This is a genomic window from Ruegeria sp. BE3, assembly GCF_056538865.1.
Map to the genome: position 1 here is coordinate 233,329 of NZ_JBQFTW010000005.1, position 18,457 is coordinate 251,785.

Below are 18,457 nucleotides of genomic sequence, written 5' to 3' on the forward strand. Positions count from 1 at the left end.
TTCAAAGGGTCGCGTCGCCGGGCAATGCCCCGTCAGCCTCTCAGTCCCCTTGGTGGGACTCCCCTGCGTGCGAAATTTGTATTGCATGTTGTGCGGAGTAACAACGCATAGGTGTCACCTTCACCATCATTTGGACGAAGAACTTCGTGACAGTTGATTTGTTGCGGCACCGGGGCAGCTTGAATCATACCTCTTGGCGGTGAACCCCTTTTGTCAATAAGACCTAAGTCCGACCAGAAGCGGCGGATTTACTTCAAGGTGTGAATACCAAAGGGATCGCGACTTTAGGCAGGTTGGAAACGATCACGCGTTCGGTTGGCGAAGGCGACCAGCGAGAGCATTACGGGGACTTCAACCAGAACGCCTACAACCGTCGCCAGAGCTGCGCCTGAATTCAGCCCAAACAGGCTTATGGCGACGGCAACGGCCAGTTCAAAAAAGTTGGAGGTACCAATCATCGCGCAAGGAGCCGCGATACGGTGCGGGACCTTCAGCGCATAGGCCGCCCCGTATGCCAGGGCAAAGATCCCATAGCTTTGTATCAGAATCGGGACGGCGATCAGGACGATGACCATCGGTTTGGACAGAATCGTCTGGCCCTGAAGACCGAACAGGATCACCACCGTCGCAATCAGCCCCATTACGGACCAAGGTTTGACTCGGGCCGAGAAGCTGTCGATGGCCTCTGACGATCCAAGCCGCTTACGGGTGATCAGACCGGCGATCAAGGGAAGGATGACGTATAACACGGTGGCCAGAACCAGTGTCTGCCACGGGACTGAGATATCGGTGACCCCTAGCAAAAAGGCGACGATAGGCGCGAATGCAACAACCATGATCAGGTCGTTGACCGAAACCTGAACTAGCGTATAGGTGGCGTCGCCTTTGGTCAGCTGCGACCAGACGAAGACCATTGCGGTGCACGGCGCGGCACCTAACAGGATCAAGCCAGCGGTATATTGCGCGGCGTCTTCGGGCTCGATCCATGGCGCAAAGACATAGTCGAAGAATAGTACTGCCAGAAGGGCCATGGTGAACGGTTTGATCAGCCAGTTGACTGTTAGTGTGACGATCAGGCCTTTCGGTTGGCGTGCAACACCTGCGACCGCGCCGAAATCGACTCCGACCATCATGGGATAAACCATGGCCCAAATCAAAACGGCCACGACAAGATTTACACTAGCGACCTCGGCCGAAGCCACAAGCCCGACCAAACCGGGTGCAGCCAGACCGATCAGCACACCTGCGACCATGGCAAGGGCGACCCAGACGGTTAAGTAACGTTCGAAGATGCTCATGAATATGCCTCTTTAGTCTGGTCTTGCAGTTTGCCGGATATGAGCGCAGCTAAGGCAACCATTGCAGCCGCCGTGCCTAGCACAAGGGGCAGCCCGCCGATCTGATAGGTGAAGCCAGACAGAACGGTTCCGACAAGGCGGCCAGTCGCGTTGGCCATATAGTAAAAGCCCACATCCATTGTGACCCGCTCGGACTTGGTAAAGGCGAGGATCAGGTAGGAATGCAGCGAAGAGTTGACGGCGAAGATCGCCCCGAACACCAGCAGGCCAACGACCAGCGTGGTCGTCAGCCAGGTCTCAGGACCAGATGACAGCCAGACAGCCAGCGTCAAAGCCGCAAGAACGCAGAACAGTGCTACGGCCCAGTTACGCGCTGCGCGGATCAGGTCTTCTTCGGAACGGTTCGTGGCGCGTAGGATTTTGGGTGCGCTGGCCTGAACCGCTCCGTAAAGGATGATCCAGAATGCCATGAACGTGCCGATCATGAAAAACGCGCTGCGATTGCCCACTTCGGTGCCGTCGGACAAGACTGCGTAGAAATAAATCGGGATTCCGACGACGAACCACACATCCCGTGCACCGAACAGAAAGACACGCGCGGTCGACAACCAGTTCACATTGGCGGATTTTGAGAACACCTCGGAAAACTTCGCCCCCTTGCGCCCTTTGGGCAGGCCCGGCGGCATAAATCGAACGACGGCGAACAGGATTACCGCGAGCACGACCGCCATGACCAGGATGGCCGCCTGAAATCCAAGCGTGGCCAACATGACAGCGCCCAGCAAGAAACCCAGACCCTTGACTGCGTTCTTGGATCCCGTCAGCACGGCCACCCAGCGGAACAACCCGCCGCCTTCTGCGGGCGCCAGCAGTTTTACAGCGGATTTCGAAGACATCTTGGCCAGGTCTTTGGCCACTCCGCTCGCCCCTTGCACGATCATGACAAAGGCGACAGACGCACCAATCGCCCAGTCGGGGTTTAGTTGTGTCAGAGCCAGAAGCGCCAACACTTGCAACCCAAGCCCCGCATAAAGCGTCGATGTCAGCCCGAAGCGCGCCGCGATCCAGCCCGCCGCGAGGTTCGTCACCATCCCCGCAATTTCATAAAGGACAAACAGATAAGCCAGCTGTACCGGCGAGAAGCCCAGCGTATGAAAGTGCAGCAGCACCAGCATCCGCAGCGCGCCATCCGTCAGCATAAACGCCCAATAGGCCGCGGTGACTGCGATATAGGCTGACAGTCCCTCCGGCCGCTCGGTCATAGCGAGGACCCAACCATCAGCGCAACATCGACCAGGCGATAAGCATAACCCATCTCGTTATCGTACCACGCATAGATCTTCACCTGAGTTTCATTCACCACCATGGTCGAGGGCGCATCGACGATCGAAGACCGCGCGTCATTGGTGTAATCGGTGGACACCAAAGGCCGGGTTTCATAGCCCAGAATACCCTTCAGCTCACCTTCGGCGGCGGTTTTGAAGAAGGCGTTGACCTCTTCAACAGTGGTTTCACGCTCAACCTCAAACACGCAATCGGTCAGCGAGGCATTCAGCAAGGGAATCCGGACTGCATGGCCGTTCAGCCTGCCTTTCAGTTCGGGATAGATAAGCGTGATTGCCGTTGCTGAACCTGTGGTGGTCGGGATCAACGAATTCAGCGCCGATCGCGCGCGGCGCAAATCTTTTGCGGGGCGATCAACGATAGTTTGCGTGTTGGTCACGTCATGGATCGTAGTCATCGAACCGTGACGAATACCAAGGTTCTCGTGGATCACCTTAACCACCGGCGCCAAGCAGTTGGTAGTGCAGGACGCTGCCGTCACGATATGATGCGTGTCGGGGTCATAAGTGTCCTCATTGACGCCCATGACAATATTGGCGGCGGTGCCATCTTTGACCGGGGCTGAGACAACAACCTTTTTTACACCCGCTTCGAAATAAGGAGTCAGCTTCGCCTCGGTCTTAAAGACGCCGGTACAGTCAATAACGACATCGACGCCGTCGAATGGAAGATTGGTCAGATCCTTGGTGCCAACGAAGGGCAGGCGTGTGCCATTGATCGACACACTACTGTCGTCATGCGCGAACTCTGCATCCCAGCGACCATGCACCGTGTCGAACTCCAGCAGATGCGCATGCATTTCGGGATCACCGACCTCATCATTGATCCAGGCGATGTTTGCACCTTTTTCAAGCAATGGCTTCAGGGCCAGTTTCCCCATCCGGCCCAGACCGTTTACCGCGTAAGTCGTCATTCCGCGTCCTCAAGTTGCGTCCTGCCGATGTCATCCACGGCGGATTGCAATGCGATCCGGTCAAGGCTTTCGACCGGCAAAGAGGTAAAAGCCTGAATACGCCGCTTGAGCGCACCGTAAGCGTTCTGGAATGCGAGGCTTTTTTCAGCATCAGTGCCTTCGGCCTTCACCGGATCTTCCATACCCCAATGACCGCTAATTGGCTGACCGTCCCAGGCAGGGCATTCCTCGTTCGCAGCCTTGTTGCAGACAGTGAAGACAAAATCCAACTGTGGTGCGTCCGGGCCGGAAAACTCAACAACGTTCTTGGATCGCAGCACGTCGGTGTTGTGCCCTTTGTCTTTCAGGACCTGCACCGCAAACGGGTTTAGCTCCGAAAAGGGACGTGTTCCTGCAGAATAGACGTTGAACCTGTCTCCGGCGATATCTCGCAGCAGCGACTCGGCAAAAATAGACCGCGCCGAGTTGCCGACGCAGATGAAAAGTACGTTGAATTTCCGATCCGTCATGGTGCCTTTTCCTTGCTTCAGGGGCATGCAGATATCAGGGCGACCGCGGCAGCAATCGTTCAACAAAAAGCCGAGCATGTGCTGCACGTTCTTCATATCAACTGTATAGAGCAGAGAAGTGCCGACACGTTCCTGGGCCACCAATTCGGCCCTTAGAAGCGCATTGAGATAGCTCGACAGAGTACTGGCCTTGATGCCGAGTTCAGACGCCAACTCGCCTGCAGGTACCTTGTCAGGAAAACGTCGCATTAACATGCGAAACACTGACAGGCGCTGCGGGTGGCCAAGAGCTGAGAGTTGATTCGATACTTCTTTTACCATATTTCGCGAAATATCGAAATAAAGCTTATGCGTCAACGGTTCTGTTTTCATGCTCGAACCGACCGCAACACGGCTTAAGAGCGCAAGTGAAAAACTCAACCATTAGCGCTTGGCTGGATATAGATTCAGATTCCGGAGCCACGGCATATGGCCGACGGCGCTAGCTTCGAATAATGCGTTGCAACCTATGTCGCCGGGCTCGCCATTTGCGGGCATCATTTTGAGTGGACCGCGTAATAGAACGGGTTCTCGGCGTAGTCGTGCAAGAATTGCCGCACTTTAACGTCAAGCGCGAACGGTTGTATTTTCCGTTTGGCTAGTGACGGCGCGCATTAATCCTACTGCAGCTTGTGTGCCATCTATCAGAGGTACAGGAACAGAAGGGCCTATTTTGCGGGCGAAACCGGCCAATGGACCTCCTCCGAGAACGATAGAAGACGCGCCTTGGGCGGCAAGGTGTCGGCATTTTGCGCTCAAGGCGTCATGCAAGCGGGATTGCACCGTTCCGGGATCACCTTGATCACCACCAGTGACGGACGCGATGCCTATCAGCGCGTCGGTAAGGCCCAGTTCTTTGACTTTTTGAATAAGCGGTGGGGCGACTCTGTCACCGAAGGTTACGATCCCAAAATTGCCGCCTAAAGCGTGGGCAGCGGTGAAGGCAGCGCTGGCGATGCCAATGACTGGCGTATTGGGTCGAAGGCGTCGGATGTCTTGGGCGCCTGTATCGCCGAAAGAGGCCAGAATGATCCCGTCGCATGGCTGATCATGAGCGTCAACGGCGGCTTTCACGCCATCAACCGCCAGGCGGGTATCGGCATCCGTCACGATGAGTTCCGGACCGAACGCAGCTGGCATAGTTGTGAAGACATCACCTGGCGACGCCACGGCATCTGCGGCCTCTTTGATCTTGGCGGTGACGCCTTCTGACGTATTCGGATTTACAATCAGCAGCCGCATCAGAGGATCACCGACGGTAGCCAGAGAGAAATGAAGGGAAATAGGTTAATCAGGATCAAGGCAATGATCATCGCGCCAATGAACCAGAGCATCGAGGGGATGATCTTCGCGATGGAAATCTTCGCAATGGCGCAGGTGATCAGCACGACCGATGCGACGGGGGGAGTCTGCTGGCCAATCCCTAGGTTAATCGTGAGGATCAAACCGAAATGCACCCTGTCGATTCCAAGCTGATCGGCAAGCGGCAGAAAAATCGGGACCAGCATCAGGATCGCTGGTGTTCCGTGGATGATGGTGCCTGCCAGCAGGAAGAAGATGTTAATAGCGGCCAGAACCACCCAGTAATTCTCGGAAATACCCAAAATAGCATGAGCGATATCCTGCGGAATACGCTGGTTGGTTAGATACCATCCCAGAAGTGTCGAGGTTGCCACGATAAACATGAGCATTGCTGACCGTTTGCCCGCGACTCGCAGCGTGTCGATCAACGTGCCGATCCGAACTGTCCGGTAAAACACTGCGGCCAGAACGATTGACCAGAACGCGGCAATGGCGCCGGCCTCGGTGGCGGTAAAGATCCCGCCCAGAATACCAACGAGGACCAGCACGGGCAGCGTCAGCGGAATGAGCGCGTCCTTACCGGTCTCTGCAACGCGTGAGAAGGAAAACGCACCTTCCGTTGGATAGTTGCGCCGGACTGCCAACATATAGGTTGTGCCCATCAGCAGCGCACAGACGAGCAAACCTGGCACAATGCCCGCAGCGAACAGTTCCGCAATCGATGTATTGGCCACATAAGCATATAGAATGAGGTTCAGTTATGGTGGCACTATGATCGCCATGGTCGCTGATGTGGAGGTGACAGCCGCAGCAAAAGCCGCCGGATATCCTCGCTTGCGCATCTGCGGGATCATTACCGACCCAATCGCCGCAGCATCTGAGGTGGCGGTGCCGGAGATTTCTGAAAAGAAGAGCGATGTCAGAATATTGACGTGTGCCAACCCGCCCCGGATGTGTCCGACAAGGGACGATGCAAAGGCGATCAGTTTCTCGGCGATCTTGCCCTGATTCATAATCTCGCCTGCAATCATGAAAAGCAGCGCTGCCACCAGCAGATAGTTGTTGGCCCCTCCAAAGGGGATCAGCCCGATGATCTGCGGTGCAACTGCAGGATCAAGCAAGATCATGGTTGCCGCCGTGACGCCAAGCACGAAAGCGATTGGCAATCCGGCAATCAGAAGGGTGACGAGGAGAATCAGGATGATCCAGCCAGGGTCAAGAAACATCAGGCGTCGCTTTCGGGTAATAGATCGTCAGGGTGGATACTGCCGGTCATGATGCCGACAAGGCGTACGGCGCAAAAGATCACGATGAGCACCCCCCCGACCGCCATTGTGCCGCGAAACAGGATCATTGGCAGATCAATAGAGATCAGCGACCGGCCCGCAAAACTCTCTGCGGCAATCCCGCCATACCAGGCCAGCAGTGCTCCGAAGCCGCCCATAAGGATCAGGTTGGCCATGGTAACCACACGTTTCAAGGCTTCTGGAAAAACGCGTAATACGGCGTCAAAGCCCAAATGTTCGTTTGTCCGGGTTAGATAGGCCGCGCCGATAAAGGTCAGAGCCGCCAACATGTGTGCCGGAAGCTCTTCACCCCAGGACACACTGTCGTTCAGGATGAACCGGGCAAAGACCGCCCAGTTCAGAAGCAAAAGCAATAAACCCGCCATGGCTACGACCAGCGCGTCGAGCGCTGCGGTGATCCATCTGTCACCAATTTGGATAAGCGTGGCCAAGTGGTTCATGAGCCTACTCGATACCCAGAGCAGTCTTGGTCGCTTCGATCATGTCCGCGCCAATCACGTCAACAAACGTAGGGCTTTCATAAAGCGGCGCGGCTGCGGCTTGGAATGCAGAAAAGTCGATCTCATTCACTTCCAGCTTGTCCGACAATGCAGCGATGGTTTCGGTATCCGTTTTTTCACCCCATTCGAACGTCCAGGATGCAACTTCATTTGCCACTGTCATCAGCGTTTCTTTTAACGCGGGATCGAGGCTGGCCAGATAGGGTTCGCCAAAGACAAGGAATGTCGGCAGGTAGACGTGGTTTGATAGCGACATATAGCCTTGCACTTCGTACAGCTTAGCCGTGTCTACCACGTTTGCCGGATTTTCCTGTCCGTCGATGGTGCCCTGATCAAGCGCCGAATAAACTTCGCCAAACGAAAGCGGTGTTGCATTTGCGCCAAGCGTGTTGAACATTTCAACGCGTTGCTTGTTTGTGGGGGTGCGGATTTTCAACCCTTCCAGATCATCGGGCGTCACAATCGGGCGCACCTTATTGGTGATCTGACGAAAGCCATTGTCCCACATCGCAGCAAGCACCATGCCGCTACCATCGAACCCATCGGCAAGCATTTCACCAGCGGGGCTCGCCGCAAAAACTTGCACGGCGGAACGGTCTTCAAAAAGATATGGCAGATCGAAAATCGCTGTGCGCGAATTGATCTGGCTCACAGCAGAGGCAGACAATGAGGTGTGGTGCGTGCCTAGTGACAGGCCCTGCAGCACGTCTTCTTCCTTGCCAAGCGTGTTTGACATGAAGATCTGTACGTCGATTTCTCCGGGTGCAGCTTCTTCGACACGCCGTTCGTATTCTTGCAGGAAGACATGCGCAAAAGAGCCCTCCGGAAGAGACGAATTGATCTGAAGGACAGCCTCAGCGGCGACGGAAAATGGGAAAACAGCAGCAACTGTTGTCATTACAAAGTATCGTGTCATCGGTCGGGCTCCTCGTGAGAGACAGTGAAGATTCGTATTGATAGTATGAAAAAAATTTTTCACATAATGTGAATTATGAAATAGTATTTTTACATCATGACACGCGATTTGCTTCAACTGAGCAGGCAAGGCCTGTTGGAGAGTGTTTTTGGACAACCGAAAAACAATCTATCCGGATATGCGTGTTTAGAGTTCGGCGAACCGACCGTGGATGTCTTCGATCTTGGCAAGTCGGTTTCGGCCCTCGGTGCCGGAACGCTCCAAGGCTCGCGCCGCGATCAAATTACAAACCGCCAGTACGCCCGTGTGATCAAGCAGGGGCCCGTTCGATGCGGTAACGCAGGTGAACCGCCACGTCACCGGAAGTGCTTCTATTGCAGGGGCGTCGCCAATAAATGCTGTTCTGGTTCCTGCATCAAGCGCTGCCGCAGCGAGAGTCGCCGCGTTGCTTGGCGCCCGGCGCAATCCAATCAGCATCAGCACGTCTTGGGGGCCAAAACTTGCGGCGGTTTCGGCCAGAGTTTCGCCCGGGTTAGGGACAAGGCTGACCTGCGGCAGCACTTGGCAGGTTTGCCACGAAAGGTAATTCGCCAGCGGATAACCGGACCGAAATCCAGCGACCCAAAGGCGCGGTGCGGCGTACATGGCTTCGACAAGATCGTTCAGGGCCTGATCGTCCAATGCTTCGAACGTCTTTTCCAGGTTGCGTCGAGATTGCTCCAGATGAGGCGCTATAGCATTCCCCTCCGACGTGCCTCCCGCCGCCAGCCGATGCAATGCGGCACCGGTTTGTCCTTCATTACGAACCGCCTTACGCGCGTCTTCATAGGATGCGTACCCGATCTTGCGGACGAACCGGGATACTGTGGCATTCGAAACGCTTGCCAAACCGGCGATTTCGGAAGCTGAATAACCCGCCAAGTCGCCCGGAAAACTAAGTATCGCTTCTGCCAACCTCCGCTCGCTTGGGTGAAGCTCTGGCAAACTGGCGCGCACACGCGCAATGAATGACTGTGATGACGCATTTTTCATATATGCAAAATGCGTTTCATAAATCCTCGTGTAAAGCGCTCGATCGTTTGTCTGTGCTCAACCAGAGTTAGCCAAGCCAAAACGGTGACCGCGTGGCCGGGCCTTTCGACTAACATTGCCGCAGCCAAAGAACAGGTGATGGAAAGTCCGTCCGCTTTCTTCGCAGTCACATAGTAAAATAATAATTAAAAGTTATCAAAAAATGCCATTCATTAGATATCGTTGATCATTTTTACTGTTGCTGCTAAATCTCGCACCATGACTCAGCTTTCAAAAACAATCGCCAACACGCGTTACAAATACCTTGGATCAGAGGGACTGGAGACGGTTCATTTCGAGGGCCAGGCTTTTCTGAAGGTTTCACCTGAGGGCGTCAGAACGCTTACGTCTACCGCATTCGCGGAAGTGTCACACCTATTTCGCGCCAGTCACCTTGCGCAGTTGGCAGACATTCTGGAGGACGCCGAAGCCTCGGCCAACGATCAGTATGTGGCATTGGAGTTACTCAAAAACGCCGTGATTTCAGCAGAAAGGGAATTTCCCAGCTGTCAGGACACGGGCACGGCCATCATCCATGGCAAGAAGGGGCAGAACGTGTTGGTTCAGGGCGATCTGCACGAGGCCGTGCGTGAAGGTGTACGAGACACTTGGGAGACCCGCAATCTGCGGTTCTCTCAGATGGCGCCGTTGACTATGTTCGAGGAGCAGAACACCGGCACCAATCTACCCGCACAAATCGACATTGAGGCCCATACCGGCGACGCCCTTGATTTCCTGTTCATGGCCAAGGGCGGCGGATCGGCCAATAAGACCTTCTTGTTTCAGGAAACTCGCAGGTTGCTGGAACCTGAGCGTATTTTGGATTTTTTTGATGAAAAGATCAGGACTTTGGGCACCACCGCTTGCCCGCCCTACCACCTGGCCATTGTTGTTGGCGGCTTGTCGGCCGAGCAATGTCTGAAGACAGTGAAACAGGCCTCGGCGCGCGAACTGGATGACCTGCCGACGACCGGCAGCCCGGATGGCCGCGCCTTTCGGGATATTGAACTTGAGGCGCAGATTCTGGACCTGACCCGCAATATGTCCCTGGGGGCACAATTCGGGGGCAAGTATTTCTGCCATGATGTGCGCGTGATCCGATTACCACGCCATGGTGGCAGCCTGCCTGTCGGGATGGGGGTCAGTTGTTCGGCTGATCGGCAGATCAAGGGGCGCATTGACCGAGACGGTATCTGGCTGGAGCAACTGGAACATGATCCCGCCCGCTTTCTGCCCACGGAAGATTTCGGGGCACAGCCTGCGACCCGGATCAATCTGGATCAGCCAATGGGCGGCATTTGCGCGGCGCTGTCCGATCTATCCGTTTCCAGTCCTGTTCTGTTGTCCGGTACGATGATTGTTGCCCGGGATCTAGTTCATGCGGAACTCGCCCGATTGGTCAATGAAGGCCGGGACTTGCCCCGCTATATGCTGGACCATCCGATATATTATGCGGGTCCGGCCAAAACGCCTGACGGACATGCCTCGGGGTCATTTGGTCCTACGACCGCAGCCCGAATGGACCCATATGTACCGGAACTGCAGGCACATGGTGCGTCACGGGTCATGATCGCCAAAGGCAATCGGGCGGTGTCGGTTGTGCAGAGCTGCCAGAGTTATGGCGGATTCTTTCTGGGCTCGGTCGGCGGCGCGGCAGCGGTGTTGGGCAAGGATGTCATCAAAAGCATTGAAGTTCTTGATTTCCCGGAATTTGGAATGGAAGCCGTTTTTCGCATCAAGGTCGTGGATTTTCCCGCATTTGTGATTATTGACGACAAAGGGGGCGATTTCTTTACACGCAAGCCGAACCTTTGAAGAATAGGAATTGCGATGTCACCGTCGTCTGAAAAGATCACCTTACGCCAGTTGCAGATTCTTCTGGTTGCGATCGAAACCCGCAGCTTTGTGCGCGCAGCTGAGAGGTTGTCGCTGACACCACCTGCAGTATCAATGCAGATGAGCCGTTTGAGCGAGGCGTTTGGCGCGCCTCTGTTCGAAAAGTCAGGGCGCTCGGTCATTCCCAGTGAGGTGGCCACCGCCCTTGTGCCCTATGCCGAACGGATGACGGAAACGTTGTCCGAGGCGGTTGATGTGGTGCAGATTATGCAGGGTAAACTGGATCACCGTGTGCGGGTCGCCATGGTCTCGACAGCGCGCAATTTCGGGCCGCATCTGTTGGCGCAATTTCAACAGCAGCATCCCGAATGCGATCTGCAGTTCAAGATTGCAAACCGTCGTGAGGTAATCGCGATGCTGGATGACGGTCAGATCGATTTGGCGCTGATGGGGCGCCCACCGAGGCGGCTGGAAACGACCTCACACCAGTTTGCCAAGCACCCATATGTCCTGATCGGACATCCGGACCATCCGCTGGTACGATCCAGCCGCATCCGCCGGTCAGATTTGCCTGCCCATAATTTCCTGGTGCGCGAGAAAGGGTCGGGAACACGTATGGTACACGAACATTTCTTTTCCGATTCAGGGCTGCCGCAGCCCCGAGCGCAGGAAATGGAAAGCAATGCCAACATCAAACAGGCGGTCATGGCGAATATGGGATTGGCTTTCATATCGGCCCATACGATTGCGCTGGAAATCATGGCGAACAAGCTCAGGATTCTGAATGTCGAAGGCATGCCGGAATACCGCGATTGGTTTGTCCTTCATCTTCGCGACAAGCCCTTGCGCCCTGCTGCGCGTGCCTTTCGGGATTTTGTCGATCAGGAAGGGCCTGGTTTCATGCGAGACTTTTTCAAAGACGCCGGGATTGCAACATAGCCTGCGCCCGGACCACGATTGGGAGGTCTATCATTTTTCCGTCCAACATGATTGCCCCTAAACCCTGTCCAACCGCGGTTTCATATGCCTCGACGACACGGGTGGCATAGTTAATCTCATCAGCATTCGGGGCGAAAACGGAATTCACGACGCCGACTTGGCGCGGGTGAATACACATGACCCCATCAAATCCGATACTGCGTCCAAGCTCGACGCTGGTTCTGAACAGATCCATATTGTCAATTTCGGCGATGCTTGCAGGTAGCCCAATTGCTTCAAGACCTGCTGCCTTTGCAGCCCAGATCAGGGATTGTGCGGCAGGCTGCAGGGCGGCGGCGATGGGAAGACAACCGGAATCGGTCGAGAAGTCTTCGGTGCCGAAGGCCAGAGCTTTCAATCGCGGCGTGGATCGTGCGATGACCGAAGCGTGCAACAATGCCTCGGTTGTTTCGATAAGCGCAATCAGTCCGATCTGACGGTCCTGCACTTTGTTCTGGCGTTCCAGCAAGGAGAGGTAATCGTCGATCAGACGCAGGTGGTCCGCTCCTATGACTTTGGGCAACATGATAGCCTCGACCCCGGGTAGGATGGCGGTTTCAAGATCCCGCACGCATTCGCCTAGATCGGCATTCACCCGAACAATGACCGGCATATCTTGCGCCACCAGCGTTGAAACCGTGTCGGCCAGACCATCCCGCGCAGCCTGTTTGCGGTCACGCGGCACGCTGTCTTCCAGATCCAGCAGGATCGCATCTGCACCGCGTTCATGCGCGCGTGCCACCAAACCGGCCCGATGCGCAGGGGTAAACAGGTAGGACCGGATCATGCCGGGACCTGCTCGGCAAACTCCATCCGAATAATGTCGGAATGTTCGCCGAGCGCCGGGACCCGACCAAAATGCGGGGTTTCGGGGTCGAAGCTGTGGCGCACCGGCGCGGCAACCAAATGTGCCTCTTCGCCGTTTTCCAGAGTAACTGCCGTGCGGCGCAGCTGAGGATGCTCGGCAAAGGCTCCGACCGAGTTTACCGCGCCATAAGCGATAGCCGCATTGAACAGTTTGGCCTCCAGCGCGGCCCGGTCATGTGCTAAGAAGAAGCTTGCCACGATTTCATCAAGAGCGGCGCGATTGGCAACGCGCTGCGCGGCGTCGCAGAACCGGAGGTCCGTGGCCAGTTCAGGCTGTTCGATCACTTCGGCACACAGGCGTTTCCATTCGCGTTCGTTTTGGATCGAGATCGCCAGAATTTCGTTATCTGCCGTAGTGAATCCGCCATATGGTGCGATCGAGGGATGGTGCAGGCCCACCGGTTGCGGCGCATTGCCAGCGTAGACTGTGTGCATCAAGGGCACGGTCATCCAATCGGCGGCAGTATCGAACAGGGACAGTTTCACCGCGCTGCCCTCGCCGCTGATGCCGCGCGCAATAAGGGCTTTCTGAATGCCAATAATGGCGTTCATGCTTGCACCGATATCGCAGACCGACACACCGATACGGCCCGGATGGCCCGGGGCCCCATTTACGGACACAAGCCCGCTCTCGCATTGCACCAGAAAGTCATAAGCCTTCATGTCGCTATAACGACCATCCTCGCCATAGCCGCTGATGTCACAGGTGATCAGGCGCGGGTTGCGTTTGCGCAGCACATCCTCTCCAAAGCCGGCACGGGCAATCGCGCCCGGTGCAAGGTTCTGGATGAACACATCCGCCTTATCGAGAATCCGGTGTAGCAGCGCGGCATCCTCAGGGTTCTTGATGTCCAGACACAGGCTTTCCTTGCCGTGATTGGCCCAGACAAAATACGAGGCCGAACCTTTGACCGCTCCATCATATTTTCGGGCAAAATCGCCGGTGTCTCGTTCGATTTTGATCACGCGTGCGCCACCCTGGGCAAAGTGACAGGATGCAAGAGGTGCCGCAACGGCCTGTTCCAATGAAACAACCAGCAGGCCTTCGTAAGGTTTGAATGGGGTATCGGTCATGCGGCGTCTCGCGTCTGCAAAAGGGCAAGGGTGCGGTGCATTTCATTGGCAACGATTGTCATGCCTTCGTCAAAACCCATGCCAGGTTTGACCAGAACGCGGTCGGGCCGGGTCGCCATGGCTGCATGCAGGCAGGCACGGGCTGAGATATCGGTCTCGTTGCAGGTACCGCCCTGATAGGCCGCAACACCATTGGCCTTGCAGTAGAGAACGGCATCGATGGTATTGTGCAACGATCCCAGGTCCGGCGTTTTGATCTGAACCATGTCGCAGCAGCCAGCGTCAACAAAACGCATAACGTCCTCGAACGTGTTGCACCATTCGTCCGCGACGATTTTAACATTGCTACCAAGCGTCTTTAGAACGGTACGAATATCACCCAGCAGGGTGATCTGGCCCTCCTGCGATCCGGCATCCGCTGGCCCTTCGATATACAGATCGAACGGTGCAGCGCGGCGCTCCAGTGTGGCCAGATAGCTGGCGATCTTGTCAGCGTCATTGTCGAAGATCATTCCGATTGTGCCATAGACATCAATATGCAGCACCGGGTGATAGCCTGGATCGCTGCGCAGGTCCTGGATGCGCCGTGACAGCCACGTGACATATTCGGCCAGTTTGCCGCCGTTTTGCCCCAGTTTTTGCGGGATGTTGTTGATCAGGCCATGGGGCAGGGCATCGACGCGTTTCAACACCATCTTGTCCACGGCTTCATAGCGGTTGTCGCCACTTTGCCCGAACAGCTTCAACGGAGCGATAACCGGTTCCAACCCCCATTCGTCGCAGACAACTTCAAATTTTATCCTGCCTTTCGCAATAGCCGCGGCCGACAGCAAAGCTTGTGACAAGCCGTATCTGACCGCCGTATGCAGCGGCTGCCCGTCGATTGTCAGCTTATCGAAATACGCCGCACTTTTGCGAAAGTTTGTGACGTCGTGCCCGATCAACCGAGGGGCCAGATGTTGCTTTAGAAACGGGATGACCTGCCCGGCCAAAAACAGGGGATCGCGGCCCGCGGCGCCGGAATACTGAACTGCCGCACAATCGCCTTCGGCAATCTGCCCGTTGTCCAGTTCAAGCAGGATCGAGACGCTCTCTCCAAATTGTCTGACACGGGCGAAACCCTCGGTTATGGCCGCACCGCTATAGACGAAACCGTCCTGCTTGGCGCCCAGTTTGATGGCCGCCTGATCGTCAAAATAGTACGAGGCGAGCCCCGGAGCAAAAACGACATTCTTGATCTTCATCTTACACTCTGTGAGTTAGGCGGTGATCGCAGGGCGACCAATCAGTTTGCTGGCGGATATGGCACGGACGTCGTCGACCACCATGTCAAAGGATACGTCCCGCCCTTCCGCGCGGGCGCGTTCGGCGATCCGATCCTTGTGGAAGGTCATGACATCATTGGGCAGCGGCACGTTCCCGGTCTCAAAGATCCTCAATGCCCCATGGTTGTCGCGCACTGGCGTCAGTTTCCCCGCGTTACCCGAGGCCGGAGCGAAGGGCACATCCATTACACCGGTTTCAAAGGCCAATACCGCACCGCGCGCGATGTCACCCTTTCCCAGTTTTAATACGGCGCGCATGACGGCGTGAACTTCGGCATCGATCACTTCAACCTCAGTGAGGATTTCATTGCCGTCGTTCCGGTTCTGATCCGCGATCATGTTCACCATCTGCCGGGTTGCCTTAAGACCGGCTTGATTTGCCTCGAGTGAAGGAATCCCGCTGGCTTCATGCGGAGTCTTGACAATTATCTTAGTGGCCCGCGCTTGTTTGGCGGCCAAGGCACCCAAGCAAATTACCGCTGTGGCCTTAGCCTCGTCTTCGGGGAAGCCGCCCATCCACTGATGGAAAACGGTCGTCAGCTTGTAGTCCTCATAACCCGCGTTCTGGAAATAGTGATGACCCAACCGCCGCAGCGACCGCAGCGCTGCCACGTCCTGAACAAGATTGCCGGCCTGACCGTAACCCAGCGTGATACAGCGCACGCCCTGTTCCAGCGCCAGCAGCCCTTCGATGATTGCGACGACATGAGACACGAATGGCGGTACAAGCGTTCCGGTCAACGGGCCGAAAGGCTCGCGATTGATGCGCACACCGTGCTCTTCGAAACGCCCTACCAGCCGGTCGCAATATTGCCAGTGGCGGATCGACTGTTCCAGCGGGATATTCTTGGCATAGGGAATGTTGTACGAAATACCGCCGCCCTCGTAGGACGAGAACCCGGCGCTCAGCGTCACCTCGGTCAGCAGCCGCGCATCCGGAGTTCCATGACGCACCTGGATCGGCTTCGACACTGCATCCACCAGTTTTTCGCACCCGGTGACACCGTGATTTACAGCCGGAAACCCATTCAACAATGAGGTTCCGGCAGCGCGGGACCGATCGATGCCTTCCTGCGCCTCGTCATAGCGGTTGTGGCGCGTGTAGGCGTCGATGGTGGTGGGCAACACATCGCAATACGGGGACAGACCTTCCATCAACGCTGTATGTTCCCGCAACAACGCCACACCAGCGCGCGGCTGCAGCAGTGTTTTCCCTGTTTCGTCCGCTTGTGCCAGTGCCACCGAGAATTGCTTGTCCTCGGGCAGTGCAGCCTGACGCTCAACCGCGGTTTCAAAATTTACTTCGGAACCCGTGTGCCATGATTGAAGAACGGTTTCGCGTTCAGCGTCAAAAACGGCATCGGCCAGCCGGGTATTCGTGATCTCTGGCATGTCAGTCATGTCATCATCGGCCGTCTACACGGCAGCCCAGTCGGTAAATCTGATCGAGACTGCGCCGGAGTTATGGCCGATATTCGGAATGCGGCGCAGATCGATATCGTCCTTCAGCAACGCGACAACATCGCTGATGTTGACCGAGGCTGGAAAGACGCGGTCATATCCCATGTCCTGAAAGCACTGCGCAACAGTCGCAAAGTCCCGCTTGCCGATCACAAGGTTCCCGCCGACATACAACAGAATTTCCCCAATCCCTGCGTTTTCACATCGCTCACGCAGCCCCTGGCAATCGATCTCACCATGGCCATAGATCGATGACACAAGGATCGCGTCCGCATTTTCCGCAAGTGCTGCCGTGACGAACTCTGTCTGACTGACCATGACACCAAGATTGACGACTTCTATCCCAGCCCGGGTCAGCAGGCTGGTCAGGATCTTGTTTCCAACGGCGTGGCAATCAGCGCCGATTACGCCCAGAACTACTTTATACGTTTTATCTGCCGCAAACATCTGTGGTGTCTCCTCCTGTCGCGCTGCCGGAGTTGGTAATTGCGATTCTCGTTATCGTAAAGATAAATGACTGACTTTTTATTATAGATAAATATTAGTTACTTGATGAGTGATCCTGGATGATATTCTCGGCAGGCCGAAAACGACCTCTCCGTTTAGAAGCTTATCCCGGAACCTTGCGAACGGTATCCGTTCTCTCAAGGCGTACTTGGCTGGATGTCAGTAGTCTTGGCGCCGGTTGTCGCAGCTGTCAGAACAATCAGGAAGCATACACAGAAAATCCGAAACACCGCTGCGACGGATCAATCGTTGTGCGCAAAAGCTCCTGATTGGGACGATCCCGTTACCGAAATCCGGAACCAATGCACTGAGATGAAAAAAACTTGTCCACCAAGACCGACTACCCAAATCAGGTGGTCATGTGTCATGGTTGGATTGGACAACCAAAGAGATCAAGAGGACCGGAATGGCGCAGGCCGAAACGACCGATGAAAAAGTGATCTTTTCGCAGGACCCACATAAGGTTCGGGACAGTAGCGAAAAGAATCTGGAAACTGCGATCGGGCGCGAAATCAAGGCTTTGCGATTGCAGCAGGCTACGACAATTGCCGAATTGTCGGCGCTGACCGGTTTGTCGATCAGTATGTTGTCCAAAATCGAAAACGGCGCAACTTCGCCTTCGTTGACAACGCTGCAGTCCCTTGCGAATGCGTTAAGCACACCAATCACGTCGTTCTTTCGCCGCTATGAGGAAACTCGCAACGCGGTGCATACGAAAGCGGGCGAGGGCGTCGAGACCGAGAGGGCGGGCACCCGAGCTGGACATCAGTACAACCTTTTGGGTCATTTGGGGGCCAATGCCAGCGGAGTCGTGGTTGAGCCCTATCTGATTTCGCTGACCGAGGAGTCGGACAAGTTTCCTACGTTCCAGCATGACGGGATCGAAATGCTGTATATGCTGGAAGGTGAGGTCGATTATCGCCATGGCGACAGCATCTATGCATTGAAGCCGGGGGATACTCTTTTCTTTGATGCCGACGCGCCTCACGGGCCCGAGATTTTGGTGAAGTTGCCCGCCAAGTATCTGTCGATCATCTCATATCCTCAGACCAGTTGATCCTTAACGTCTTGTTTTCTTTTGAACCGGGGTGGCAGTCGCCTCGGGTGTTTGATGCATGCAAGCCAGCTTACTTACGCATTTTCCCCACATGAAAATTTATTTCTTCTTGTTGTTTTCTTGAGGTTGGGCTGATAATGTCAGATTCGACAA

16 protein-coding genes and 1 pseudogene are annotated in these 18,457 nt (G+C 55.5%); 3 read left to right on the plus strand and 14 right to left on the minus strand.

The window, feature by feature from the left end:
* Positions 1 to 284 precede the first annotated feature (284 nt).
* From arsB to ACR0AZ_RS14100, 9 genes and pseudogenes are all read right to left on the minus strand, one after another.
* Complete coding sequence (gene arsB, locus ACR0AZ_RS14060; protein ID WP_480667694.1) at positions 285 to 1,298, minus strand: ACR3 family arsenite efflux transporter; 1,014 nt, start codon at positions 1,296 to 1,298, stop codon at positions 285 to 287.
* Positions 1,295 to 2,560, minus strand: coding sequence for an organoarsenical effux MFS transporter ArsJ (gene arsJ, locus ACR0AZ_RS14065; protein ID WP_480667695.1), 1,266 nt, complete (start codon positions 2,558 to 2,560; stop codon positions 1,295 to 1,297). The genes arsB and arsJ overlap by 4 nt, the downstream gene beginning before the upstream one ends.
* Positions 2,557 to 3,555: an ArsJ-associated glyceraldehyde-3-phosphate dehydrogenase gene (locus tag ACR0AZ_RS14070; protein ID WP_480667696.1), complete on the minus strand. Its 999-nt coding sequence runs from the start codon at positions 3,553 to 3,555 to the stop codon at positions 2,557 to 2,559. The genes arsJ and ACR0AZ_RS14070 overlap by 4 nt, the downstream gene beginning before the upstream one ends.
* A complete protein-coding gene (locus ACR0AZ_RS14075; protein WP_480667712.1) occupies positions 3,552 to 4,385 on the minus strand; it encodes an arsenate reductase/protein-tyrosine-phosphatase family protein in 834 nt (277 codons plus the stop codon). The genes ACR0AZ_RS14070 and ACR0AZ_RS14075 overlap by 4 nt, the downstream gene beginning before the upstream one ends.
* A gap of 285 nt (positions 4,386 to 4,670) precedes the next feature.
* Entirely contained in the window at positions 4,671 to 5,345 is a 675-nt protein-coding gene (locus tag ACR0AZ_RS14080; protein ID WP_480472102.1) for an aspartate/glutamate racemase family protein, read from the minus strand.
* Positions 5,345 to 6,631: pseudogene (locus ACR0AZ_RS14085) on the minus strand (TRAP transporter large permease). The gene ACR0AZ_RS14080 and the pseudogene ACR0AZ_RS14085 overlap by 1 nt, the downstream one beginning before the upstream one ends.
* The gene (locus ACR0AZ_RS14090; protein WP_480667697.1) at positions 6,631 to 7,152 is read right to left on the minus strand and encodes a TRAP transporter small permease; all 522 of its coding nucleotides are present in this window, start codon (positions 7,150 to 7,152) and stop codon (positions 6,631 to 6,633) included. The pseudogene ACR0AZ_RS14085 and the gene ACR0AZ_RS14090 overlap by 1 nt, the downstream one beginning before the upstream one ends.
* A 4-nt stretch (positions 7,153 to 7,156) precedes the next feature.
* Positions 7,157 to 8,257, minus strand: coding sequence for a TRAP transporter substrate-binding protein (locus tag ACR0AZ_RS14095; RefSeq protein WP_480667698.1), 1,101 nt, complete (start codon positions 8,255 to 8,257; stop codon positions 7,157 to 7,159).
* A 57-nt stretch (positions 8,258 to 8,314) separates the two neighbouring features.
* Positions 8,315 to 9,160 carry a MurR/RpiR family transcriptional regulator gene (locus tag ACR0AZ_RS14100; protein WP_480472099.1) on the minus strand — a complete coding sequence of 282 codons (846 nt, stop codon included), beginning with the start codon at positions 9,158 to 9,160 and terminating at the stop codon, positions 8,315 to 8,317.
* Between the two features lie 258 nt (positions 9,161 to 9,418).
* Here ACR0AZ_RS14100 and ACR0AZ_RS14105 point away from each other — a divergent pair, with 258 nt between their 5' ends.
* Both ACR0AZ_RS14105 and ACR0AZ_RS14110 read left to right on the plus strand, forming a co-directional pair.
* Positions 9,419 to 11,014, plus strand: coding sequence for a FumA C-terminus/TtdB family hydratase beta subunit (locus tag ACR0AZ_RS14105; protein ID WP_480667699.1), 1,596 nt, complete (start codon positions 9,419 to 9,421; stop codon positions 11,012 to 11,014).
* Positions 11,015 to 11,029: 15 nt separating this feature from the next.
* A complete protein-coding gene (locus ACR0AZ_RS14110; protein ID WP_480667700.1) occupies positions 11,030 to 11,974 on the plus strand; it encodes a LysR family transcriptional regulator in 945 nt (314 codons plus the stop codon).
* Here ACR0AZ_RS14110 and ACR0AZ_RS14115 read toward each other — a convergent pair.
* The 5 genes from ACR0AZ_RS14115 to glmS are packed head-to-tail and all read right to left on the minus strand — an operon-like array spanning position 11,949 to position 17,187.
* Complete coding sequence (locus ACR0AZ_RS14115) at positions 11,949 to 12,800, minus strand: HpcH/HpaI aldolase/citrate lyase family protein (protein ID WP_480472096.1); 852 nt, start codon at positions 12,798 to 12,800, stop codon at positions 11,949 to 11,951. The two genes, ACR0AZ_RS14110 and ACR0AZ_RS14115, sit on opposite strands and share 26 nt — an antisense overlap.
* The gene (locus ACR0AZ_RS14120) at positions 12,797 to 13,954 is read right to left on the minus strand and encodes a CaiB/BaiF CoA transferase family protein (protein ID WP_480472095.1); all 1,158 of its coding nucleotides are present in this window, start codon (positions 13,952 to 13,954) and stop codon (positions 12,797 to 12,799) included. The genes ACR0AZ_RS14115 and ACR0AZ_RS14120 overlap by 4 nt, the downstream gene beginning before the upstream one ends.
* Positions 13,951 to 15,198: a methylaspartate ammonia-lyase gene (locus ACR0AZ_RS14125; protein WP_480667701.1), complete on the minus strand. Its 1,248-nt coding sequence runs from the start codon at positions 15,196 to 15,198 to the stop codon at positions 13,951 to 13,953. Before ACR0AZ_RS14125 ends, ACR0AZ_RS14120 begins: the two co-directional genes overlap by 4 nt.
* Before the next feature lie 15 nt (positions 15,199 to 15,213).
* Positions 15,214 to 16,680, minus strand: a complete 1,467-nt coding sequence (locus ACR0AZ_RS14130; RefSeq protein ID WP_480667702.1) for a methylaspartate mutase subunit E — start codon at positions 16,678 to 16,680, stop codon at positions 15,214 to 15,216.
* Between the two features lie 15 nt (positions 16,681 to 16,695).
* Entirely contained in the window at positions 16,696 to 17,187 is a 492-nt protein-coding gene (glmS, locus tag ACR0AZ_RS14135) for a methylaspartate mutase subunit S (protein ID WP_480667703.1), read from the minus strand.
* A 466-nt stretch (positions 17,188 to 17,653) separates the two neighbouring features.
* On the opposite strand from glmS, the gene ACR0AZ_RS14140 reads away from it, so the two are divergent.
* Positions 17,654 to 18,304, plus strand: coding sequence for a helix-turn-helix domain-containing protein (locus tag ACR0AZ_RS14140; RefSeq protein ID WP_480667704.1), 651 nt, complete (start codon positions 17,654 to 17,656; stop codon positions 18,302 to 18,304).
* The last annotated feature ends 153 nt before the right edge of the window (positions 18,305 to 18,457 follow it).